This is a genomic window from Microbacterium foliorum, from assembly GCF_006385575.1.
Classification (GTDB): Bacteria; Actinomycetota; Actinomycetes; order Actinomycetales; family Microbacteriaceae; genus Microbacterium; species Microbacterium foliorum_B.
Window position 1 is genome coordinate 1,634,454 of the sequence record NZ_CP041040.1, and the last position, 21,564, is coordinate 1,656,017.

Annotated in this window: 28 protein-coding genes; 24 read left to right on the forward strand and 4 right to left on the reverse strand. The window is 66.3% G+C overall.

The window, feature by feature from the left end; genetic code table 11:
- Positions 1 to 2: 2 nt before the first annotated feature.
- Genes FIV50_RS07820 through trmD form a run of 3 tightly spaced genes read left to right on the forward strand, consistent with a single transcriptional unit; the run spans position 3 to position 1,567 of the window.
- A complete protein-coding gene (locus tag FIV50_RS07820) occupies positions 3 to 233 on the forward strand; it encodes an RNA-binding protein (protein ID WP_042541671.1) in 231 nt (76 codons plus the stop codon).
- Entirely contained in the window at positions 226 to 837 is a 612-nt protein-coding gene (rimM, locus tag FIV50_RS07825; RefSeq protein WP_140036951.1) for a ribosome maturation factor RimM, read from the forward strand. The genes FIV50_RS07820 and rimM overlap by 8 nt, the downstream gene beginning before the upstream one ends.
- A gap of 19 nt (positions 838 to 856) precedes the next feature.
- Positions 857 to 1,567, forward strand: a complete 711-nt coding sequence (gene trmD / locus FIV50_RS07830; RefSeq protein ID WP_140036952.1) for a tRNA (guanosine(37)-N1)-methyltransferase TrmD — start codon at positions 857 to 859, stop codon at positions 1,565 to 1,567.
- Here trmD and FIV50_RS07835 read toward each other — a convergent pair.
- A complete protein-coding gene (locus tag FIV50_RS07835) occupies positions 1,564 to 2,136 on the reverse strand; it encodes a histidine phosphatase family protein (RefSeq protein WP_140036953.1) in 573 nt (190 codons plus the stop codon). The two genes, trmD and FIV50_RS07835, sit on opposite strands and share 4 nt — an antisense overlap.
- Before the next feature lie 90 nt (positions 2,137 to 2,226).
- On the opposite strand from FIV50_RS07835, the gene FIV50_RS07840 reads away from it, so the two are divergent.
- Complete coding sequence (locus FIV50_RS07840; RefSeq protein ID WP_140036954.1) at positions 2,227 to 2,988, forward strand: class I SAM-dependent methyltransferase; 762 nt, start codon at positions 2,227 to 2,229, stop codon at positions 2,986 to 2,988.
- Between the two features lie 24 nt (positions 2,989 to 3,012).
- Here FIV50_RS07840 and map read toward each other — a convergent pair whose 3' ends face one another.
- Positions 3,013 to 3,795 carry a type I methionyl aminopeptidase gene (gene map, locus FIV50_RS07845; protein WP_140036955.1) on the reverse strand — a complete coding sequence of 261 codons (783 nt, stop codon included), beginning with the start codon at positions 3,793 to 3,795 and terminating at the stop codon, positions 3,013 to 3,015.
- Between the two features lie 121 nt (positions 3,796 to 3,916).
- Here map and FIV50_RS07850 point away from each other — a divergent pair, with 121 nt between their 5' ends.
- From FIV50_RS07850 to FIV50_RS07900, 11 genes are all read left to right on the forward strand, one after another.
- The gene (locus tag FIV50_RS07850) at positions 3,917 to 4,405 is read left to right on the forward strand and encodes an MFS transporter permease (RefSeq protein WP_140036956.1); all 489 of its coding nucleotides are present in this window, start codon (positions 3,917 to 3,919) and stop codon (positions 4,403 to 4,405) included.
- Between the two features lie 179 nt (positions 4,406 to 4,584).
- A complete protein-coding gene (rplS, locus tag FIV50_RS07855) occupies positions 4,585 to 4,932 on the forward strand; it encodes a 50S ribosomal protein L19 (protein ID WP_042542128.1) in 348 nt (115 codons plus the stop codon).
- Between the two features lie 118 nt (positions 4,933 to 5,050).
- Positions 5,051 to 5,785, forward strand: coding sequence for a signal peptidase I (lepB, locus tag FIV50_RS07860; protein WP_140036957.1), 735 nt, complete (start codon positions 5,051 to 5,053; stop codon positions 5,783 to 5,785).
- On the forward strand, positions 5,782 to 6,441 hold the full coding sequence (locus FIV50_RS07865) for a ribonuclease HII (protein WP_140036958.1): 660 nt from the start codon (positions 5,782 to 5,784) through the stop codon (positions 6,439 to 6,441). The genes lepB and FIV50_RS07865 overlap by 4 nt, the downstream gene beginning before the upstream one ends.
- 356 nt (positions 6,442 to 6,797) lie before the next feature.
- On the forward strand, positions 6,798 to 7,898 hold the full coding sequence (locus tag FIV50_RS07870; RefSeq protein ID WP_140036959.1) for a S1 family peptidase: 1,101 nt from the start codon (positions 6,798 to 6,800) through the stop codon (positions 7,896 to 7,898).
- Positions 7,899 to 8,054: 156 nt separating this feature from the next.
- Entirely contained in the window at positions 8,055 to 8,360 is a 306-nt protein-coding gene (locus FIV50_RS07875) for a hypothetical protein (protein WP_181164361.1), read from the forward strand.
- A gap of 83 nt (positions 8,361 to 8,443) precedes the next feature.
- Positions 8,444 to 8,770, forward strand: a complete 327-nt coding sequence (locus FIV50_RS07880; RefSeq protein WP_042541663.1) for a DUF2469 family protein — start codon at positions 8,444 to 8,446, stop codon at positions 8,768 to 8,770.
- A gap of 102 nt (positions 8,771 to 8,872) precedes the next feature.
- The gene (locus FIV50_RS07885) at positions 8,873 to 9,235 is read left to right on the forward strand and encodes a YraN family protein (RefSeq protein WP_140036961.1); all 363 of its coding nucleotides are present in this window, start codon (positions 8,873 to 8,875) and stop codon (positions 9,233 to 9,235) included.
- Complete coding sequence (locus tag FIV50_RS07890; RefSeq protein ID WP_140036962.1) at positions 9,232 to 10,761, forward strand: YifB family Mg chelatase-like AAA ATPase; 1,530 nt, start codon at positions 9,232 to 9,234, stop codon at positions 10,759 to 10,761. Before FIV50_RS07885 ends, FIV50_RS07890 begins: the two co-directional genes overlap by 4 nt.
- Positions 10,758 to 11,939 (forward strand): DNA-processing protein DprA, encoded by a 1,182-nt coding sequence (gene dprA / locus FIV50_RS07895; protein ID WP_140036963.1) that lies wholly within the window; start codon positions 10,758 to 10,760, stop codon positions 11,937 to 11,939. The genes FIV50_RS07890 and dprA overlap by 4 nt, the downstream gene beginning before the upstream one ends.
- 35 nt (positions 11,940 to 11,974) lie before the next feature.
- Positions 11,975 to 12,877: a tyrosine recombinase XerC gene (locus tag FIV50_RS07900; protein WP_140036964.1), complete on the forward strand. Its 903-nt coding sequence runs from the start codon at positions 11,975 to 11,977 to the stop codon at positions 12,875 to 12,877.
- A 19-nt stretch (positions 12,878 to 12,896) separates the two neighbouring features.
- Here the strand turns inward: FIV50_RS07900 and FIV50_RS07905 are convergent, their stop codons facing one another.
- Positions 12,897 to 13,424, reverse strand: coding sequence for a M23 family metallopeptidase (locus tag FIV50_RS07905; protein WP_140036965.1), 528 nt, complete (start codon positions 13,422 to 13,424; stop codon positions 12,897 to 12,899).
- Positions 13,425 to 13,729: 305 nt separating this feature from the next.
- Here FIV50_RS07905 and rpsB point away from each other — a divergent pair, with 305 nt between their 5' ends.
- The 9 genes from rpsB to FIV50_RS07950 all read left to right on the forward strand — a co-directional run bounded on the left by rpsB (position 13,730) and on the right by FIV50_RS07950 (position 20,419).
- Positions 13,730 to 14,644 (forward strand): 30S ribosomal protein S2, encoded by a 915-nt coding sequence (gene rpsB, locus FIV50_RS07910; protein WP_140036966.1) that lies wholly within the window; start codon positions 13,730 to 13,732, stop codon positions 14,642 to 14,644.
- Positions 14,645 to 14,688: 44 nt separating this feature from the next.
- Positions 14,689 to 15,516, forward strand: a complete 828-nt coding sequence (gene tsf / locus FIV50_RS07915; RefSeq protein WP_140036967.1) for a translation elongation factor Ts — start codon at positions 14,689 to 14,691, stop codon at positions 15,514 to 15,516.
- 91 nt (positions 15,517 to 15,607) lie between these two features.
- The gene (pyrH, locus tag FIV50_RS07920) at positions 15,608 to 16,324 is read left to right on the forward strand and encodes a UMP kinase (RefSeq protein ID WP_042536766.1); all 717 of its coding nucleotides are present in this window, start codon (positions 15,608 to 15,610) and stop codon (positions 16,322 to 16,324) included.
- Positions 16,325 to 16,390: 66 nt separating this feature from the next.
- The gene (gene frr, locus FIV50_RS07925) at positions 16,391 to 16,945 is read left to right on the forward strand and encodes a ribosome recycling factor (protein WP_140036968.1); all 555 of its coding nucleotides are present in this window, start codon (positions 16,391 to 16,393) and stop codon (positions 16,943 to 16,945) included.
- A 5-nt stretch (positions 16,946 to 16,950) separates the two neighbouring features.
- Positions 16,951 to 18,090 (forward strand): phosphatidate cytidylyltransferase, encoded by a 1,140-nt coding sequence (locus tag FIV50_RS07930; protein ID WP_181164362.1) that lies wholly within the window; start codon positions 16,951 to 16,953, stop codon positions 18,088 to 18,090.
- Positions 18,090 to 18,674 carry a DivIVA domain-containing protein gene (locus tag FIV50_RS07935; protein ID WP_140036969.1) on the forward strand — a complete coding sequence of 195 codons (585 nt, stop codon included), beginning with the start codon at positions 18,090 to 18,092 and terminating at the stop codon, positions 18,672 to 18,674. Before FIV50_RS07930 ends, FIV50_RS07935 begins: the two co-directional genes overlap by 1 nt.
- A 66-nt stretch (positions 18,675 to 18,740) precedes the next feature.
- The gene (locus FIV50_RS07940; protein ID WP_140036970.1) at positions 18,741 to 19,406 is read left to right on the forward strand and encodes a transglycosylase SLT domain-containing protein; all 666 of its coding nucleotides are present in this window, start codon (positions 18,741 to 18,743) and stop codon (positions 19,404 to 19,406) included.
- Between the two features lie 9 nt (positions 19,407 to 19,415).
- A complete protein-coding gene (locus FIV50_RS17880; RefSeq protein WP_140036971.1) occupies positions 19,416 to 19,703 on the forward strand; it encodes a hypothetical protein in 288 nt (95 codons plus the stop codon).
- Positions 19,704 to 19,705: 2 nt separating this feature from the next.
- Entirely contained in the window at positions 19,706 to 20,419 is a 714-nt protein-coding gene (locus tag FIV50_RS07950; RefSeq protein WP_140038684.1) for an alpha/beta hydrolase, read from the forward strand.
- On the opposite strand, the gene FIV50_RS07955 is transcribed toward FIV50_RS07950, so the two are convergent.
- Positions 20,416 to 21,477: an AI-2E family transporter gene (locus tag FIV50_RS07955; RefSeq protein WP_140036972.1), complete on the reverse strand. Its 1,062-nt coding sequence runs from the start codon at positions 21,475 to 21,477 to the stop codon at positions 20,416 to 20,418. The two genes, FIV50_RS07950 and FIV50_RS07955, sit on opposite strands and share 4 nt — an antisense overlap.
- Between the last annotated feature and the right edge of the window lie 87 nt (positions 21,478 to 21,564).

Here is a 21,564-nt window from a genome sequence, read left to right on the forward strand (position 1 = left end):
TCGTGCTCGCCGCCGCGCTCGAACACATCGTCAAGGGGATCGTCGATCACCCCGAGGATGTCCGAATCAACGCTTCCACCTCGCCGCGAGGCGATCTCCTCGAGGTGCGCGTGCACCCCGACGACCGTGGACGCGTGATCGGGCGCGGCGGCCGCACCGCGAAAGCACTGCGTACGCTCATCTCCGCTCTTGCAGACGGGCGTCGTGTCCGTGTCGATGTCGCGGATGACTGACGTGGTGTCGACAGACCGCAACCAGGGCAAGAATCAGCTGCGTGTCGGGCGCCTCGTCAAGGCCCACGGCCTCAAGGGCGCTCTCAAGCTGGAGCTCTACACCGACAACCCCGAGCGGCGTTTCACTCCGGGGGCCGAGTTCACGTTGCAGGTGCCTGAGGCATCTCCGTGGCATGGCAAGACGGTCGTCGTCCGCGAATACCGGGTGATGAACGGCAACCCCGTCGTGTTCTTCAAGGACGTCGACGATCGCGAGGGTGCAGAGACCCTCGTCCGGGCGATCCTCTGGATCGATCAGGACAACGACGAGGTCGAGGACAACGCGTGGTTCGACCACCAGCTCACAGGGCTCGACGTGGTCCGCGACGGAGTCGTGGTGGGCAAGGTCGCTCGGGTCGAGCATTTCCCGGCGCAGGATCTGCTCATCGTCAGGTCGGGCGAGCAGGACATCATGGTTCCGTTCGTCGAGGCGATCGTTCCGACGGTCGACCTCAGCGCCGGACGCGTCATCGTGACGCCGCCCACCGGGCTCTTCGAAGAGCTTCCCGACGCTTCCGAGGCGACGGAGGCGGGGGAGTCCTCGGACTCCGACGCCACCAGCTGAGCGCGGGTACGGTCTGCCCGTGCGCATCGACGTCCTCTCGATCTTCCCGTCGTACTTCGACGGCCTGACGCTCTCCCTGCTCGGCAAGGCGCAGAGCGCAGGCATCCTCGACCTGCGCGTCCGAGACCTCCGGGACTGGACCTCTGACCGTCACCGCACCGTGGACGACACCCCGTACGGGGGCGGAGCGGGGATGGTCATGAAGCCGGAGCCCTGGGGCCTCGCGCTCGACGATCTCGCGTCGTCGGATCTCTCCGGCGAGGGGCGGCCGCCGACGATCATCTTCCCCTCTCCCGCTGGCGAGGTCTTCACTCAGGCCACGGCTCGTGACCTCAGCACCCGCGATCACCTCATCTTCGGATGCGGTCGGTACGAGGGCATCGACGAGCGGGTCTTCGAATATGCGGCGTCGCTCGGAGAGGTACGACTCATCAGCCTCGGCGACTACGTCCTCAATGGCGGAGAAGTCGCGACCATGGCGATGATCGAGGCCATCGGTCGACTGATCCCGGGCGTCGTGGGCAATCCGGAGAGCCTGGTCGAGGAATCGCACGAAGACGGGCTTCTGGAGTACCCGTCCTACACGAAGCCGTCGGTGTGGCGAGAGCGGCCGGTGCCCGAGGTGCTGTTGAGCGGCAATCATGCCGTGATCGCCTCCTGGCGCCGCGATCAGCAGATCGAGCGGACGCGTCGCCGTCGCCCGGATCTGCTGCCGGACGACGAGAACTAGAGCATCCGCTCCGTTCCTCCGTCGATCTCGAACACGACGTCCTGCGGGTGCCTCAGCGACAACGCGGAGATGGCGTCCAATCCTCGGAGGTCTGCTCGCAGCAGTCGGCCGAGCATCTCGTGACTGACGAGCAGAGGAACACCCGTCGAAGCCCATCCGCACGATGACAGCGCCCGGCGGGCCCGTTCTCTCGCCTGGGCGTAGCTCTCACCTCCGGGAAAAGCCCAGCCGTAGCGGTTCGCCGCCCTGTCCTCACGCGCCCCGGGGTATCGCTGATCGATCTCATCCCAGGTCATGCCCGCCATCTCTCCGTGATCGAGCTCGGCGAGTTCCGCGATCTCGACGAGTTCTGCGCCGATCCGATCGGCGATGATCACCGCGGTCTGTCGTGCGCGGCCCAGCGGGCTGGAGCAGACGGTCGTGATGCCGCGACCGACGACCCGCTCGCCAATGCTCTGCGCCTGTCTGATGCCGTCCTCGGTCAGGGGCGAGTCGAGCTGTCCCTGCAGCCGGTGCTCCAGATTCCATCGGGTCTGCCCGTGCCGCACCAGGAACAGATGATCTGGCACGTGGCGGTCCTCCGGAATCATGCACTCAGGATGGCACAGCCTCGACGTTGCAGGACGGGCGATATCGCGGTCGCCTGATAGCGTCGCAGCATGGTCGACGAGGTGCTGGCGAAATCGTTCACTCTCACCGGTGCGGACTACGACCGCTACCGTCCGGGCTTTCCGCCGGCTGCAGCCGACATGGTGATGCCTCCCACCGTGCGCACGGCGCTCGACCTCGCTGCAGGCACGGGGAAGTTCACGGAACTGCTCGTGGGACGAGCACAGCGCGTCATCGCGGTCGAGCCCTCGGAGTCGATGCTCGAGATCCTGCGGTCGAAGCTCCCGGAGGTCGAGGCGTATCTCGGCAGCGCGGAGCGCATACCGGTGGAGTCCGGGGTCGCTGACATCGTGACGGTCGCGCAGGCTTTCCACTGGTTCGACGAGGACGCCGCGTGCGCGGAGATCTCGCGAGTGCTCAGACCGGGCGGAACGCTCGGCCTCGTCTGGAACCGGTTCGATCCGATGTGCGGGTGGGATAGAGCGGCTCACCGGATCGCGCACCCTGGGCTCGCGAGCGCGAGCGCGGACGCGGACGCGGACGCAGCCGTCGCCACGAGCACTGCGGCGGACGAGCTCCCCGGCTTCGACTTCGTGCGTCGCGAGCAGATCCACTCGACGGAGCGGATTCGACGCGCCGCGTACCTCGGTCGCTGGTCGACGGTCAGCACGTTCCTCGTCGCCGACGAGTTCGCACGCACCGAGATGTTCGACGCCATCGAGGCGGTGCTGGATTCGGATCCCGAAACACGCGACCGTGAAGAGTACGACCTGCCGATCGTTACGGATGTGTTCGTCTACCGCCGCACATGAGGGCCATGAGCGGGGCAGCCGGAGTCAGCGGACGCCGAGGAACGACCTGTCGGTGAGGATGACGGGGCCGTCCGCCGTCACCGCGACGGTGTGCTCTGAATGAGCGCCCCTGGATCCGTCGACGCTCCGAAGAGTCCAGCCATCCGGGTCGGTCACGAGTTCGTCTGTCGTCTCGAGTAGCCACGGCTCGAGGGCGAACACCAGGCCCTCGCGCAGCGGGAATCCGCGCCCGGCCCGACCGTCGTTGGGAACGTGCGGGTCGCCGTGCATGATGCGCCCCACACCGTGTCCGCCGAAATCGGTGTTGATCGAGTACCCCTCGCCGTGCGACACCGCGGCGATGGCGGCAGAGATGTCGCCGATTCGCTTGCCGACGACCGCTGCGTCGATCGCCGCCTCGAGTGCGCGCTCGGTCGTGTCGATGAGGCGAAGGTCTTCCTCGCGCGGGGTGCCCACGACGAACGAGAGGGCCGAGTCCGCCACCCAGCCGTCGACGGACACTGCGAAGTCCAGGGAGACCAGGTCGCCGTCACGGAGCGTGTAGTCATGGGGGAGCCCGTGGAGCACCGCGTCGTTGATCGACGTGCAGATCACTTTGCCGAACGGGCTGGCGCCGAAGGACGGGTGGTAGTCGATATAGCACGACTCCGCTCCGGCCTTGCGGATCATGTCGTGCGCTCGGCGATCGATCGACAGCAGATTCGTGCCGACCTTCGTCTCGTCGCGCAAGGTTGCCAGGGTCTCAGCCACGAAGCGACCGGCGGCGCGCATCTCGTCGATCTCGGCAGGGGTGCGCAGTTCGATCATCGGGTGTCCTCTCGTCCACTCCATTCTCCCCGATCTCCCGGATGCGGGCGTCCGCGCCGAGGCCGCGCGCTCACAGCGAACACCGGGACGACGCCGAGCACATCGTCGTACGATTTGAGACATGTGGTTGCGTCAGGCGTTCTTCCGGTGGCTGATTCCGGCCGCTTTCCTGCTGCCGCTCTGGCTGCTCGTGGGTTGGGGCGTCTTCCAGGGCGGGTGGGCGATTCTGTGGGTGCTGTTCATCGCCGTGCCCTCGGTCTTCATCGGTCAGCTGCTTCTCACGCTCCTGACTCGCTCCCGTCCGTCGGTGCGCGTCGAGCGGGCGGTCTCCTGGTGGGACGTCGCCGGTTTCACGCTCTGGCACGGGTTGACCATCGCGGTCGGATGCTTCATCGACGGCGCCTTCGGCTGGATGCTCGCGGCAGCGGTGGTGGTCGGCATCGGCCTGTTCTGGCTGCAGCTCTGGCAGCTGTGGAACGAGGCGAAGGGGAGCGGAGCTCGAATCCGCGAGACCATCGCGTGGTCCTCCGTGCCCGGCGTCGATGAGCCGGCGCCCGAGACCCGCGCGCACGAAGTCATCGTCGTCCGCGAGAAGGACTCTCGGGACTGACGACGCGGCGCACGGCGTTTTGGCCGTGTGAGGCATCCATGGCAGAATGAATGTTTGTGCCGTGACCGGTTCTGCCTCAGGGGAGCCCACGGACGCTTCGGCTCCGTTCAGCACACACCTCTTCTTGTTCCTACTTACATCATGCAACCGACCTGAGGCGAGTGCAGAGAGAGACGATCATGCAGATCCTCGACGCCGTCGACGCAGCATCGCTGCGTTCAGACGTTCCCGTCTTCAACCCCGGTGACACGGTCAACGTGCACGTGAACATCACCGAGGGCACCCGCTCGCGTATCCAGGTCTTCAAGGGCGTCGTCATCGGCCGCCAGGGCGATGGCGTTCGCGAGACCTTCACCGTTCGCAAGATCAGCTTCCAGGTGGGTGTCGAGCGTACGTTCCCGGTGCACTCCCCGGTGATCGACCACATCGAGGTCGTCACCCGCGGTGACGTGCGTCGCGCGAAGCTCTACTACCTCCGCCAGCTGCGGGGCAAGAAGGCGAAGATCAAGGAGAAGCGCGACAACTGACGCGCAGGTTCTCCACAGCACCCCGGGACACGATGTCCCGGGGTGCTGTGTTCTCCCCGGGGTGTGCAACCCTTGATGATGCCGTCTCCGTGCGGTGCGAGACTGTGAAGGAACCCTCATGACGACTGACTCCGCCGCCGCGTCCACTCCACCGACGAAGCGGCGTCGTGGGTTCCTCGTCTTCCTGCGAGACGTCCTCGTCATCGTCGTGATCGCGGCGCTTGTCTCCTTCGTCGTCAAGACCTTCGTCGTCCGCTCCTTCTACATTCCGTCGGCCTCGATGGAACGCACCCTGATGGTCAAAGACCGCATCCTCGTCGATGAGTTGACGCCCCGGTGGAACGACTACGAACGCGGCGATGTCGTCGTCTTCAAGGATCCGGGCGGGTGGCTCGACGGAGTGCCGCAGACTCCGGCGCAGCCGCCGCTCATCGAAGCGTTCGACTGGATGCTCAACGTCATCGGGATCTCGGCCACGGACTCTCAGGATCACCTCGTCAAACGGGTGATCGGATTGCCGGGCGACCACGTCGTCTGCTGCAACGCGCTCGGTCAGATCACGGTCAACGGCGCGCCCATCGACGAGCTCGGCTACCTGAACCTGCCGGACGGCGACACCGCTGCATCGAACGAACCCTTCGACGTGGTCGTGCCGGAGGGGTCCCTCTGGCTGCTGGGAGACAACCGGGACCGTTCGAGGGACTCGCGGGCGCACCAGGATCTTCCGAGTGGCGGATTCGTGCCGATCGAGAACGTCGTCGGCAAGGCGTTCTTCACCACATGGCCCTTCGACCGTATGGGCACGATCGACGGCCACCACGACAGCTTCAACGGCGTCCCGGATCCGGAATGACCGTCGTCGCTCCGAAGCTCACTCTGGAGCGCAGGCTGCTGACCGAGTGCGATCTGATCATCTCCCTCGATGAGGTCGGGCGCGGTGCGCTTGCCGGTCCGGTGGCGGTCGGAGCTGCCGTGATGGATGCGGCAGGCGCGCGCCGCCGCGTTCCCGAAGGGCTTCGGGATTCGAAGCTGGTCACCGAGAGACGTCGACCTGACGTCGCCGCGAGGGCCGCGGCATGGGTGCAGGCATCGGGAGTCGGCTGGGCGAGTGCGGCCGAGGTCGACGCGGTGGGCATCATGCGGGCGCTCGGGCTCGCGGCGTCGCGCGCCGTGCAGAGCGTGGTGGACTCGGGAGTGGACCTCGACGGAGCACTCGTGCTGCTCGACGGCAATCACGACTACGTCTCGCCCGTGCATCCGGTTCCTCTGCGCGTTCGGCCCGTCGTCAAGGGTGACCGTGACTGCGCGTCGGTTTCAGCGGCATCGGTGATCGCGAAGGTCGCCCGTGACACGTACATGGCCGAGCTCCACGAAGGTCACCCCGCGTATCAATGGGACAGGAACAAGGGATATGCGAGTCTCGAGCATCGCGATGCGATCAGGAGCGTGGGGCTCTCCCCGCACCACCGATCATCCTGGGCGATCGCGGATGTCCCGACGCTGTTCTGATATGTGGTCCGGAGGAGTTCCGGAATCCAGAACCGCCGAAGTCGAGAAGTTCAACGGGGCATCAGTGTAAAACACTGCCCGGAGTGTCGTCACATGCTAGAAAGGCCCTGTCTCGACGCAGTGATGCGTTGACGAAAGTGGGGGACGACATGAGAAGAAGAGGTCTGATCGGGACGATCGCTGCGCTAGCTTTGCTCGTCGGAGCTAGCGGCCTGCCATCAGCAAACGCCGATAATGGCGCCTCGGCTGCGTCCTCATTGCCCCAGGGCGCGGCAACGACCTCCGCACGGCCCGCTGGCGACGTGCTCCTTCCGCCCGACGACCTCGGTCAACGCCCCATGACTGAGGAGGAGATCATGGCGATGGATGAGGAGTCGTCACCCACCGGCCTGCCTGCCTGGTGGGTCGCCTTCGGCATGGCCGTCGACAAGGTGCGGGCCGAGTATCCCAAAGACTTCGGTGCCGCAGTTGTGAATCCAGATCAGCGCTCCGGCACCGTGTGGTTCGTCGGTGCCGTTCCCGAGGGCGTCAGCGAACGGTTCGAAAGCATCGGCGGTGTCGCGCTCCGGGGCGACTACGGTGTGCAAGAAGCCGTCTATCAACAGTTCGCGTCGGACCTCCATTTGGAGTTGATGGAACAACTCGGCGACCTATCGACGTTCAGCACGTACGCGGATGATGGGCGCCGTGTCATCGTCGTGGAGTACGGTCGCACCGCAAAGGGCGCTCCCGTGGCGGAGAGTACGGTACGCCAGATGGAGCAGATCACCGCTCTTCTCCCTGCCCCTGCCGGGTTCGTCATCGAGTTCGTACCCGTGGACGCGGCGCTCCTCCTGGCTCCCGAACTCTTCCATGGCGCACGCGAGCTCGCGAACGTTTGCACGGGTGCGTTCCCTGTAAGGCGTAAGGGAGGGAACGAGCTTGGCATCCTTACCGCTGCGCACTGTCCCGGAACCGGATCGTACGACGGCGCAGCCAACGCCTTCTACTCTCCCTACCCCTACTCGATCTCCACAGAAGCCGGATCTGGTGGAGGCGATTTCCGCTGGAACCACAGCAAGTACGGCTTGAGCGGTCGTACCTTCGTCGATCCTGACGAACCTCTTCGAGTTTTCAACAGCCGTTCCGGGGTCCAAAGCGGCGATTCCGTGTGCATGTACGGAAAGACGACGGGCCAGAAGAGGTGCGGGACCGTTGTTGCCTGTGGGGTGAACCAAACGACCACTGTGCCCGATACGGGTCAGCGGTACGACATTGGTGGACTATGCCGAGTGGGGACTTGGTTCACGGCTCCCGGAGACTCGGGAGGACCATGGTTCTTCGGGAATACGGCCTTGGGGATCCATTACGGACGCGCATGGGAAAACGGCCCTTCAGCCTTCAGCCTCGTAAACAATGCTCTGAACAACACGCGAGTCAACCTGGTGGTCGATTCCGCTGGGAACACGATCCCGTGACCGGACGGAGAGGTGACCGTGCGTAAAGAAGCCCGCTTTCGCAAGACGTGGGCAGCCGGGTCCCTTCTCCTCGTGCTCGGGCTGACCGCATGCACGGAGGTCACTCCCAGCCCGACCGAAACCGATCCTCCAGCGGCAACTCCCGCACAGTCGCCCGTGGCGTCGACTGCGACCGCGGACGTGCCTCTGGGCACGTGGAAAGCGCAGGACGAGAGCCACGTGTACTTGACGCTCGAGGAGGACGGCACATCGACAGGGTACGACGGATGCAACACCGTCGGGGACACGTGGATGGCAGAGCAGGACGGTGTGATGATCGTTCTCAGCAACGTGACCGAGGTGCTGTGTCCCGACAATGACACCTGGCTCCTCGATGCTCGAGCGGTCACGCGTGACGGGGACGAACTCATCGTTCTCGACGAATCGGGTACGACGATCGGACGCCTCCGCGGCGAGGAGTAGAGCCGCCGCGATCCCTTTAGGTGCGTGCGGTCCTGAGGTGCGCGCGCGCGGGCCGCGCCAGGGCCTCGTAGGATGGACACATCATGGATGAGGAAGCCTTCGACGACTATGACCGCGAGCTCGAGCTCGCGCTGTTCCGCGAGTATCGCGACGTCGTCGCACAGTTCCAGTACGTGGTCGAGACTGAACGGCGGTTCTACCTCGCCAATGAGGTGAATGTCGTACGCCGCGACACCGAGCACGACTTCTACTTCGAGATCTCGATGAGTGACGTCTGGGTGTGGGACATCTACCGTGCCGACCGCTTCGTGAAGGCCGTGCGGGTGCTGACGTTCAAGGACGTCAACGTCGAAGAACTGCAGCGCCGAGAGTTCGAACTGCCCCAGGAGCTGTCGCTCGACGGGGAGTGACCTCTTCTGCACGATTCGCGTTCCTGACCAGCTGTCCAGAGGTCCCGGAGGTTCGACTCTTCCGGTGCGCTGATCGGCGAGGCCGATCGACAGGCTGTCCTCATGGCAGCGAAAGACGAGCTCGGTAGATCCGGTGAAGAACAGGCGGTTCGGTACCTGACCGGTATCGGATATGAGGTGCTCGACCGCAACTGGCGTTGTGCGCAGGGTGAGATCGACATCGTCGCCTCCCGCGGCCGCCATCTGGCGGTCGTAGAGGTCAAGACGAGACGGACGATCGCTCACGGGCACCCCTTCGAAGCGGTGGACGCACGCAAGATCCGCCGGCTTTGGCAGCTGGCGCACGCGTGGGCCGCCGATCATCCCGACCTGTCCCATGGGCTCATGATCCGGATCGAGGCGATCGGGATCATCGGTGCGGATCCCGAGCACAGCACGCTCGAACACCTCGTGGACGTGTCGTGAAGACGGCCCGCACCTGGGCGGTCGCGCTCACCGGGGTCGATGGACACATGGTCGAGGTCGAAGCGGACATCTCGAATCAGACGCCCGACTTCAAGATCATCGGGCTGCCCGACAAGTCTCTCGGCGAAGCTGTCCAGCGGGTGCACAACGCGTGCAAGAACACCGCGCTCGATCTTCCGCGTCGTCGACTGACGGTGAACCTCTCACCCGCGAGCCTCCCCAAGCAGGGAGCGGGCTTCGACCTCAGCATCGCCGTCGCTGCGCTGGCAGCCGGGGGAGCGCTGTCCAGTCGGTCCATCGCGCGCGTGGTGCATCTCGGTGAGCTCGGGCTCGATGGTCGACTCCGGCCCGTTCCCGGAGTGCTGCCGTCGGTGTTCGCTGCCGCGCGCGCGGGGTTCGACACCGTGATCGTCCCCTGGGGGAATGAGGCGGAGGCGAGGCTCGTGCCAGGAATCGAGGTGCGTCCCGCGGCGAGCCTCTCGCAGGTGGCGGTGTGGCACGGCGCAGAGGTCGACGTGCTCGATGCAGATCCGGTCGCGGCCGCAGCGGTAGCTCGCGAGCGTCCCGAGGAGTTGGACCTCGCCGACGTCGTGGGGCAGGAGGACGCCGTGCGCGCACTGATCGTCGCCGCGGCGGGGGGACATCACATGCTGCTCAGCGGCCCGCCGGGGGCGGGAAAGACGATGCTCGCACGAAGGCTGCCTGGCATCCTTCCGAGTCTCACCGAAGACGAAGCGCTCGAGGTGGCGTCGATCCGTTCGCTGACGGGGGAGTCGGTGCAGGCTCTCGACGTGATGCCGCCGCTGGAGTCGCCGCACCACAGCGCATCCGTCGCCGCGCTCGTCGGAGGTGGAACGAGGTCCGTTCGCCCCGGGGCGATCTCTCGGGCGCATAGGGGCGTGCTCTTCCTCGACGAAGCGGCAGAGTTCTCGAGAGTGGCGCTCGACGCGCTGCGACAACCGCTCGAGTCGGGTGCGATCGAAGTGAGCCGATCGGGGATCACGGCTCGGTTTCCCGCGAAGTTCCAGCTCATCGTGGCGCTCAATCCCTGCCCGTGTGGCAACTACGGGGTGCGTGGCGCGGAGTGCGTGTGTCCGTCGTTGGCTATCCGGAGGTACTCGACGAGGCTCTCGGGTCCGCTGCGTGACCGTATAGATGTCGAGCTGCACGTCTCCCGGGTGTCCGCCTCTCAGGCGATGATCGGAGACCGCACCGGGGTGACGAGCGAAAGCGCTCGCGCGCGGGTCATCGAGGCGCGGGAGCGAGCTGTCGCTCGATGGCGGGGAACCCCATGGCTTCGCAACAGCGAAGTGCCCGGTGCTCGGCTGAGACAGCTCGATCTGCGGATCCCCGCTGATGCTCGGGCGCCGCTGGACCGGGCTCTCGAGCGGGGAACGCTCACACTGCGCGGCTACGACAGGGTGCTACGGCTGGCATGGACCATGGCCGATCTCGCCGGAGCCGACAGGCCGGGACGCGACGAAGTGGGCCAGGCGCTGTTTCTCAAGAGGGGATACGCATCATGATCGATTCGCTCACAGATGACGCCGGGGTCCGGGAGTCGCTCGAACAGGTCAGGTCCTCCGGAGACGCGGGGGAGGCGCTCGCGCGGGTGTCGTGGTCGGTCCTCACCGAGCCGGGCGATGGCGTGGCCGGGGCGCTGATCGGAGAGCTCGGTGCTTCGGACGCGCTCCGGTTCGCATTGGGCACCGGGAATGCGGCGGTCTCAGAAGTCAGCAGCCGGGCACTCGCCGACGGGCGGGCTCGGTGGAAGACCCGAGCCGACGCGCGCAGCGTGGTCGATGCGCTGCGCGGCGCCAGGGACGTGGGAGCCCGACTTCTGCTTCCGGGGGATGCGCACTGGCCGACTTCCCTCGACGACCTCGGGGTGCACGCGCCGACCGTGCTCTGGGTGCGCGGAGACCCGGAGCTACTGAGCGCGGCACCTCGAGTCGCGATCGTCGGCGCCCGGGCGGCAAGCGGATACGGCGAGATGCTCGCGGGCGACTTCGCGGGCGAGCTGGCCGCGGGCGGCGCAGTCGTCGTGTCCGGGGGAGCGTATGGCATCGACGGCGCAGGTCACCGCGCCGCACTCGGAGTCGGCGGAAAGACGATCGCCTTTCTCGCGGGCGGGGTCGATCGAGCGTACCCCCAGGGCCATCAGCAGCTTCTTCGGCGAATCGTCGAGACCGGCGCCGTGGTGAGCGAGGTCCCCTGCGGCACCGCGCCGACGAAGTGGCGATTCCTGTCGCGCAACAGACTCATCGCCGCGGTGAGCGACGCGACGGTGGTCGTGGAGGCAGGATGGCGAAGCGGATCGTTGAACACTGCCGGTCACGCAGCTGCACTGGGTCGACCGCTCGGCGCGGTGCCCGGGCCGGTGACATCCGCATCGTCGGCCGGCTGTCATCGGCTCCTGCGCGAGTACGACGCGCGGTGCGTCACAACGACTGCCGAGATACGCGAGCTCTGGGGTGACGGGCCGCCAGGTACGTCACCCGGTTCAGGGGCGGATCCCGACCGGTCTCGTCTACTCGATGCCATGAGCAGTCGCGATGCGCGAGCCGCTGTCGAGCTGTCTCGACGGTCGGGACTCGCACCTGAGCGAGTCACTGCGTTGCTCGGGCTGCTAGAGCTCAAGGGTGCGGTCCGACGAGTCGATGGGGGATGGCAGAGGGCGCGGGTTGGCGAGCGGCGCGGCTGACGTCTCGGCGATCGGGGTTCCTGCACACTTGATCCATGGAGTTCGCGGCGGCCGCACATGCCTTCACCGACCACCTTGCTCGGGTGCGTCGGCTCTCTCCCGCCACCGTTCGCGCCTACCGATCAGACTTCCGGGATCTCGCGGAGACAGTCGGTGAACTCGAGGTCGACCAGGTCACCCTGGAGACTCTCCGGGACTGGCTCTGGCGGGCGACTCAGCGCGGCGACGCGCGGTCGACGCTCGCGCGGAGAGCGGCGGCGGCACGTTCTTTCTTCAGCTGGGCGCATGAGCAGCAACTCGTCGATCACGATCCGAGCCTGCGCCTGGTCGCTCCCAAGCGGGGGCGCACCCTCCCCACCATCGCCTCTCAGGATGCGATGACGGCCCTGCTCGATGCGCAACGCCGAGCCGCCAGCGCCGGCGATCCGATAGCGCTCCGAGACCACGCGATTCTCGAACTGCTGTACGGTGCCGGCATCCGGGTCTCCGAGCTGTGCGGCCTCGATGTCGACGACCTCGACCTCGATCGAGGTACTGCGCGGGTGATGGGAAAGGGGGCGAAGGAGAGAGTGGTGCCTTTTGGGGTTCCTGCTCGCGAGGCCGCCGGCTCGTACCTGTCTCGCGGGCGACCCTCTCTCGCCGCCCGCACAGCGCTGTCGTCTCCCGCTCTGTTCCTCGGCAGTCGTGGTGCGCGGATCGGACCGCGCACGGTGTACTCACTTGTCGCCGAGGTGCTCGCGCCCTTCGTCGGCGAAGAGACTGTCGGCCCGCACGCGCTCAGGCACACGGCAGCGACTCATCTCCTGGACGGCGGAGCAGACCTGCGCGCGGTCCAGGAGATCCTGGGTCATGCCAGCCTCGGCACGACCCAGATCTACACTCACGTCTCCGCTGAGCGTCTCACTGCGACGTACCGTCTCGCACATCCCCGCGCGTGAGGCGCTGACGGAACGCGCGTCACGGCGCGTCGCAGCAGGGGAGCAGCACCGCTCGAGGCACTGGTCCGAAGAGCAGCATCGGGTTGATGTACGCACCATCCAGCCGAACTCCCAGATGCAGTGCGCCGAGCATCGCGTGACCGCCAGCCGCGACCGTGCCGATCTCGTCGCCGGCCGAGACGAGGTCGCCGGGGGCGAGTGTGGAGGACACCGGCTCGAACGTCGACACATAGCCGTCGGGATGCGCGATCGTGATCAGGGGCCTGTCGACGACGGTCCCTCGGAACGCGATCGCCCCATCGGCCGGTGCTCGGACGATCACCCCCTGCGCGCTCGCGAGGTCGATGCCTCGATGGCCGGCGCCGAACGCGTGTGCCGGAGCGCGATACGGTGACGCGATCGCGCGGGGCGCGTCGATCGGCCATCTCCAGACTGGGTGCGCCCGGCCGTCTGACGATGACGCTCCCGCGCTCGTCGGGATGGGCGGTGCGAGAGCGATGACGATCAGTAGGAGGAGGACGATCGTCGCGCGTGGGCGGGTGCTCATGAGGCAATGTTCCTTCGCATGTGCGAATGGCTGCGCGTTGCACTGACGCCTGCGCGGGGCGTGTGCAGAATGCACGAATCGGGCGCGATGTGCAGGGTGAGTGAGGCCCGCGCATCCTGTATGCTGGGGGAGCACCTCGATCTCGGGGTGACTACGCGTGCCCATAGCGACTTCAGTCGTGGCATCCACTCCCACAGGTCCTGTTTCCACTCAGGCGGGAGTGCGCCGGGCGCCAGGAAGTTCGATCATCCGATCGACTTGGCAACCTCAACGGCGCAGATCCGCGCCAGAACAAGGAGACGACCATGGCTGTGGTCACCATCCGCCAGCTGCTCGACAGCGGCGTGCACTTCGGACACCAGACTCGTCGGTGGAACCCGAAGGTCAAGCGCTTCATTCTCACCGAGCGCAGCGGCATCCACATCATCGACCTGCAGCAGTCGCTCGGGTACATCGACAAGGCCTACGACTTCGTCAAGGAGACCGTCGCGCACGGCGGCACGATCCTCTTCGTCGGTACCAAGAAGCAGGCGCAGGAGATCCTCGCCGAGCAGGCGACCCGCGTGGGCCAGCCCTACGTCAACCAGCGCTGGCTCGGTGGACTCCTCACGAACTTCCAGACGATCGCGAAGCGTCTCGCCCGCATGAAGGAGCTCGAGGAACTCGACTACGAGAACCCGTCCGCTTCGGGCTTCACGAAGAAGGAACTCCTTCTCAAGAAGCGCGAGCTCGACAAGCTGCACAAGTCGCTCGGTGGTATCCGCAACCTCACGAAGACGCCGTCCGCCCTCTGGGTCGTCGACGCCAAGCGTGAGCACCTCGCCATCGACGAGGCGAAGAAGCTCGGCATCCCGGTGATCGGCATCCTCGACACCAACGCCGACCCCGACGACTTCCAGTACCCGATCCCCGGCAACGACGACGCGATCCGCTCGGTCTCGCTGCTCACCCGCATCATCGCGGACGCCGCGGCAGAGGGCCTTCAGCAGAAGCACAACCCTGAGACGGGCGACGCTGAGCCGCTCGCCGACTGGGAGAAGGAGCTTCTCGAGACCCCCGCTGACGCCGCTTCCGAGGCCCCGGCCGAGGATGCAGCCGTCGAGGCTCCGTCCGAGGATGCAGCCGTTGAGGCTCCGGCCGCTGCTGAGGCTCCGGCTGAGGCAGACGAGGCTCCCGCAGCAGAGGCCACCGAGGCCCCCGCTGAGGCAGACGCCAAGTAATTCCGCGACCACCACACACATCACGAAGCAAGGAGCCACCACACATGGCCAACTTCACCATCGCCGATCTCAAGGCGCTCCGTGAGCAGCTCGGCACGGGAATGGTCGACACCAAGAAGGCGCTCGAGGAGGCTGACGGCAACGTCGAGAAGGCCACCGAGATCCTGCGTCTCAAGGGTGCCAAGGGCAACGCGAAGCGGGCTGACCGCTCGACCAGCGAGGGCCTCGTCGTCGCTCGCGAGCAGGACGGCGCAGTGACGCTGATCGAGCTCGCCTGCGAGACGGACTTCGTCGCAAAGAACGAGCGGTTCATCGCGCTGGCCGACAAGGTCGCCGACGCTGTCGCAGCCGTCAAAGCCGATTCGGTCGAGGCTGCTCTCGCCGCCCAGGCGGGCGACAAGAGCGTCGAACAGGTCATCTCGGAAGAGGCCGCGATCATCGGCGAGAAGGTCGAACTGCGCCGCGTGCGCACGATCTCCGGCGACAAGGTCGAGGTCTACCTGCACCGCACGAGCAAGGATCTGCCTCCGCAGATCGGTGTCGTCGTCGCCTACACGGGTGATGACGCCGAGACCGCTCGCAGCATCGCGCAGCACATCTCGTTCGCCAACCCGTCGTACCTCTCCCGCGAGGACGTGCCGTCCGACGCCGTGGAGAAGGAGCGCCAGATCGTGACCGAGATCTCTCGCAACGAGGGCAAGCCGGAGGCGGCGCTGCCCAAGATCGTCGAGGGCCGCGTCTCCGCGTTCATCAAGCAGGTCGCCCTGCTCGAGCAGGACTACGCGAAGGACAGCAAGCTGTCCGTCGCCCAGGTGGCGAAGGACGCCGGTATCACCGTGACGGACTTCGCGCGCTTCAAGGTCGGCGCGTAACACCGTCGAAGGGGTTCGGATCAACGCGATCCGAACCCCTTCTTCATGCCCAGAAGGCACTATCTTGAATCGGGACGAGAGGATCACCCCCATGACTGAACGCACAGGACGCCGTCGCGTCCTTCTGAAGCTCTCCGGTGAGGCGTTCGGCGCCGGCCAGCTCGGCGTCAACCCTGACATCGTCAGTCAGATCGCGCGCGACATCGCCGCCGCGGTCGACCGGGTCGAGGTCGCCATCGTCGTCGGCGGTGGCAACTTCTTCCGCGGAGCGGAGCTCAGCCAGCGCGGAATGGACCGTGGGCGAGCCGACTACATGGGAATGCTCGGCACGGTGATGAACGCTCTTGCTCTACAGGACTTCCTCGAGCAGGCGGGTGCGCCCACGCGTGTGCAGTCGGCCATCTCGATGACTCAGGTCGCGGAGCCGTACATCCCGCTCCGCGCCGAGCGGCACATGGAGAAGGGTCGTGTCGTCATCTTCGGCGCAGGCGCCGGCCTGCCGTACTTCTCCACAGACACTGTGGCCGCGCAGCGCGCCCTCGAGATCGGCGCGCAGGAAGTCCTCGTCGCCAAGAACGGCGTCGACGCGATCTACACCGCCGACCCCAACAAGCACGCCGATGCGGAGCGCATCGAGCGCGTCACGTATCGCGACGCCCTCCAGCGCGGACTCAAGGTGGTCGATTCCACGGCATTCAGTCTCTGCATGGACAACAACATGGATATGCGCGTGTTCGGTATGGAACCTGCCGGCAACGTCACGCGTGCGCTCCTGGGAGAGCCGATCGGCACTCTCGTCACCGCCTGAGCGCCTGACGGTGCTCACGGGCCGCGCCCGATAGAATTTCAGAACACCCCGACGATAGGAGTCACCGTGATCGCGGATGTCCTCGCTGAAACCACCTCCCGTATGGCACGAGCGGTCGAGGCCGCCAAGGAGGACTTCTCCACGGTGCGCACCGGTCGCGCCAACCCGCAGCTGTTCCAGAAGGTGCTCGTCGACTACTACGGCACGCCCACTCCGCTCGCTCAGCTCGCCTCGCTGGCGAACCAGGAGGCGCGTACGCTCATCATCACGCCCTACGACAAGACGGCGCTGAAGGGCATCGAGCAGGCGATTCGTGACATGCCGAACCTCGGCGCCAATCCCACGAACGACGGCAACCTCGTTCGCGTGACCATGCCGGAGCTCACGGCTGAACGTCGCAAGGAGTACGTCAAGCTCGTCAAGACCAAGGCCGAAGACGCCAAGGTGCACGTGCGCGGGATCCGTCGCAAGGCGAAGGACGAACTCGACGGCCTCAAGAACGAGCTCGGCGAAGACGAGATCGCTCGTGGCGAGAAGGAACTCGACGCCCTCACGCGCCAGCACGTCGACCTCATCGACGACGCACTCAAGCGCAAAGAGGCTGAGCTCCTCGAGGTATAGGCGGCATGTCCGACGAACCCACGGATGACGGCGCCGACAAGCCGCAGACGCGCCGCGAGGCGCGCGACTCGTCGACCTCGACCGGCGACGTCCCGCAGATCGACGGTGGCTTCGCGGCGTTCGACGCGACGAGCATCCCGCCCCGTCCTCCTCTGCCTGTCGACGACCGTACGATGACGGAGTCGCCTCTCGACACGGCTGAGCACAACGCGATCAGAGAGCAGTGGCGGGCGAAGCGTGACGAGTTCGGCACGCATGTCACGCATGCTCGCGGTCAGCTCGACCAGGCGAACGAGCGCATCAAGGAGCGCACCGGGCGCGATCTGATCCTCGCGACTCTGATCGGGCTCGCGTTCGGCGCCGTGCTGCTCGCTTCGCTGTTGTTCATCAAGGTCCTCTTCGTGCCGTTCGCGCTGGCTGCCGCATTGCTCGGCGTCTACGAGCTCTCGCTGGCGTTGCGCGCATCGGGTCGTCGGATAGACGTGATCCCGCAGTTCATCGCGGCGACACTGCTCGTGCTGTCCGCGTTCTTCCTCGACCTGTGGTTCGTCTGGGTCATGCTGTTCTTCGCCGTCGCTTTCGTGATCGTCTGGCGACTGGTCGCCCAGATGATCGCCAAGGACGGCAGGACCTACGGTGATGTGCTCACAGACGCCGTCATCGGCGGGTTCGTCCAGATCTACGTGCCGTTCCTCGCGGCGGTCGCACTGATCCTGCTCAAGCAGGAGGGCGGCCAATGGTGGGTGTTGAGCTTCATCGCGATCGCCGTCGTGGCCGATACCGGCGCGTACGCCGCCGGGCTGGCATTCGGGCGGCACCCCATGGCGCCGAAGATCAGTCCCAAGAAGACCTGGGAGGGATTCGGCGGAGCCGTGGTTGGGTCGATCACGGCCGGCGTGCTCCTCGCGATCTTCCTGCTCGAGCTGCCGTGGTGGACCGGCGTCATCTTCGGCGTCGCGATCCTCCTGTCCGCGACCCTGGGCGATCTCGGCGAGTCCATGCTCAAGCGTGATCTCGGGATCAAGGACATGAGCTCCTGGCTCCCGGGGCACGGTGGGCTCCTCGATCGACTCGACAGCATCCTGCCGTCGACGGTGCCCGCGCTGTGCCTGTATTTCCTCTTCTCCTCCTGGGTGGTGCTGTGATGGTCTCCGACGACGTACAGACAGCGGATGCTGCGGTGCAGCCTCCGCCCGCATTCTCGTTGACCACAGGACGGGTGCGCGGCTATCACCGAGCGGCCGTTGACACCTTCCTCGCGGCCGCCAGAGCCGCCTTCGAAGGAGACTCTGACGACCTCACCGCAGCCGACGTCCGTGTGGCGTCCTTCCCGCTCGTCAAGAACGGCTATGTCGTGGCTGAGGTCGATGCGGCGCTCGGACGAGTCGAGGATGCGATGGCGGCTCGCGCGCGCGACCGAGTCGTCCGTTCCCAGGGCGCGGGGGCGTGGGTCGAGCAGGCCCGTGATGAGGCCCAGGTGATCCTCGATCACCTCGCGCGTCCGAAGCGACAGCGTTTCGCACGCACGGGTGTCCTCACGTTCGGCTACCGGATCGATGAGGTCGATCATGTGGGCACCCGCATCGCGCGCTATCTGCGTGACGGCGAGCCCCTGACGGCTGAGCAGCTGCGCTCCGCGGCGTTCCGCATGCAGCGCGGGGGGTATCGAGAAGAACAGGTCGACGCGCTGCTCGATGCGACGGTCGACGTGATCCTGGCTGTTCGCTGAGCGTTCCGATGGCCGACTCGCGCCTCACCGGGTAGACTGCCACTCATCGTGAACTCCCGAAACGACATGACTCCTCATCGAAACGACGTCACGCCTGTGCCCGCATCGGCGACTCGTCCGGCGCGCAATGGCAGTCGCCGACGGGGCGTCGTGGGATTCTTCAGCGGCCTCGCGGTCGTCGGCTTCGCTGCGGCCATGGTGGCGCCGACCGGTGTCGCACTCGCCCAGCAGCCTGAAGCAGTCGGCCCGGAGTCGGCATACTCGGCGGCGCTCAGCGAGACGCAGAACCTCACTGTCACGGCGGAAGGTGCCGCGATCGCACCTGTTCAGCGTGGCACTTTCTCGGTCTATGTGACCCCCAAGCCGACGCCGACACCGACACCGACTACTGCCACTTCCGGCTCCTCAGGATCGTCGAACCCCGGCCCGAGTGGTCCTCTGTTCTACACCGGCGGGGGAGCCCCTGCCGAGTGGATGGCGGCAGCAGGCATCCCGGAGTCCGATTGGGGCTACGTCGACTACATCGTCTCTCGCGAGAGCGGGTGGAACCCGAACGCGACGAACAAGTCCTCTGGCGCGTGCGGTCTCGTCCAGGCATTGCCCTGCAGCAAGGTTCCCGGCAACGGCTACGATCCGGTCGACAACCTGCGCTGGGCGTCGGGATACGCCACGGGCCGGTACGGCAGCTGGGCCGGCGCTCACGCCTTCTGGACGAACAACCACTGGTGGTGAGCCGGCGTCATGGCCCGCTCTCGCAGACGCCGTCCGGCGCGCCCTGACACCGACGACTCGCTGGATCGCCTCTTGGCGTCTTGGAAGCGCACGGAGGTGCGTCGGGGCTCGGAGTGGACCGTGCAGCCGGTGTCTGCGGCGCAGGCTCTGAAGGAGTACATCTGCCCTGGATGCGGGCGCAGCGTCGTACCGGGAACCGCGCACCTCGTGGTCTGGCGCGCAGATGGGGTTCTCGGCGATGCTGCGGATCTCGCCGCCCGAAGGCACTGGCACACACACTGTTGGAGGATTGCATGAGCATGGAGATCCGCGGCCCGATCGAGCTGCCGGCGCGGCGTGAGGACATCGTCCTGGAGACCGCTGACGAGTTGACGCTCGTCGGTGAGCTGTCCATGCCGGAGTCTTCCGCACCGGTGGCCACGCTGGTCACGCTGCACCCGCTTCCGACGGCGGGCGGGTTCATGGACTCGCACATCATCCGCAAGGCCGCCGCACGGCTGCCTGCACTGGCGGACCTCGCAGTGCTGCGGTTCAACACCAGAGGCACCACGTCGTCGCGCGGTACCAGCGATGGGGCGTTCGACGGAGGAGCCGCAGAGCAGTTCGACGTCGCAGCGGCGATGGAGTTCGTGCGCGAGCGAGGTCTTCCGCGCCCGTGGCTCCTCGGCTGGTCGTTCGGCACCGAGCTCGCCCTCAAGTACGGGCGGGAGCACGACATCGAGGGCATCATCCTCCTTTCTCCTCCGCTCCACCGTGCGACCGATGCCGAGGTCGCGGCGTGGGCGGACTCCGACGTCGAAGTGGTCGTGCTCGTCCCCGAGCTCGACGACTACCTTCGCCCCGCCGAAGCACGCGAGCGCTTCGCTGCGATCCCTCATGCGAAGCTGATCGCCGTCGAGGGTGGCAAGCACCTCTGGGTGGGGGAGAGTCAGACGCGTCGCGTCCTCACCGAGATCGTCGCTGCGGTGAATCCGTCCGCTCTGCCTCTGCCGACCGAATGGCCCGCTGTCTAGAGCTCGTTCATCCGGGGGATCAGCACCTGTCGGTAGAGGATCAGGATGCTGGCGGCCACGGGGATCGCGATCAGCGCACCGAGCAGGCCCAGAAGACTGCCTCCTGCCAGCGCGGCGACGACGACGACCGCGCCTGGCACCGACACGGCACGACTCATGATCCTCGGGGAGATGATGTAAGCCTCGATCTGCATGTAGATGAGGTAGTAGATGGCTGCGGCGATCGCTGTCGCCGGCGAGCCGAGTCCGGGGATCAGGCACACGAGGACGATGATCGTCGACCCCGTGAGAGTGCCGACGAGTGGAATCAGCGAGAAGAAGAAGGCGACGACGGCGAGGACGGCGGGGAACGGTGCGTCGATGATCGTGAGGAAGATCATGCTCAGGACGCCGTTGATGACGCCCTGGGTGACCTGCCCCATGACGTAGTAGCCGACCGAGTCGGTGATCTGCTCGGCGAGGTCGATGAAGCGCTCGCGCTTCGACGCAGGGGCCAGCTGGTAGACCGCACGCTTGAGGGACGGCGTGGATGCGGTGAGGTAGATCGTGAGGATCAGGATGATGAACGCGCCGAACAGCCCGCTCACGACCGCACCGCCCGCCGCGAGTACGCTCTGACCGATCGACCCGCCGATCTGGGCGAGGTTCGTCTCGAGCCAGTTGGTGACGTAGGCGAAGACGTCATCGACCCTGAGGTTGGGGAATGTGTCGACCATCCACTGGCGCAGGTCGGCGAGGAAAGTGCCTCGCTGGACGATGGCAGTGATCTCGGCGATGAGTTGCGAGATCTGGTCGACGAGCACCGGGATGACGATCAGGATGATGCCCGCGAACACGCCGAGAACCGCGAGGATCGTGATGAGTACGGCGAGCCAGCGGGGGAGTCGCCTGCGTTCGAGGAACGAGACGAGCGGGTCGAGGCCCAGGCTGAGGAAGAGCGCCGTTCCTACGTAGAGCAGAACCGTCGAGAGGCTCTCCACGCTGCCGATCAGCAGGATGCCCAACCCCACGCCGAGCGTCGCGACGAGAGCGGTACGGAACGGGTTGTGGATCTTCATCGCTGCTCCTCGGAATGCCGGACTCTGCAAGCGTATCCACCGCACCGCGACTGTCCGCGACGACGTGCCGCACGCGACTGTGGCGTG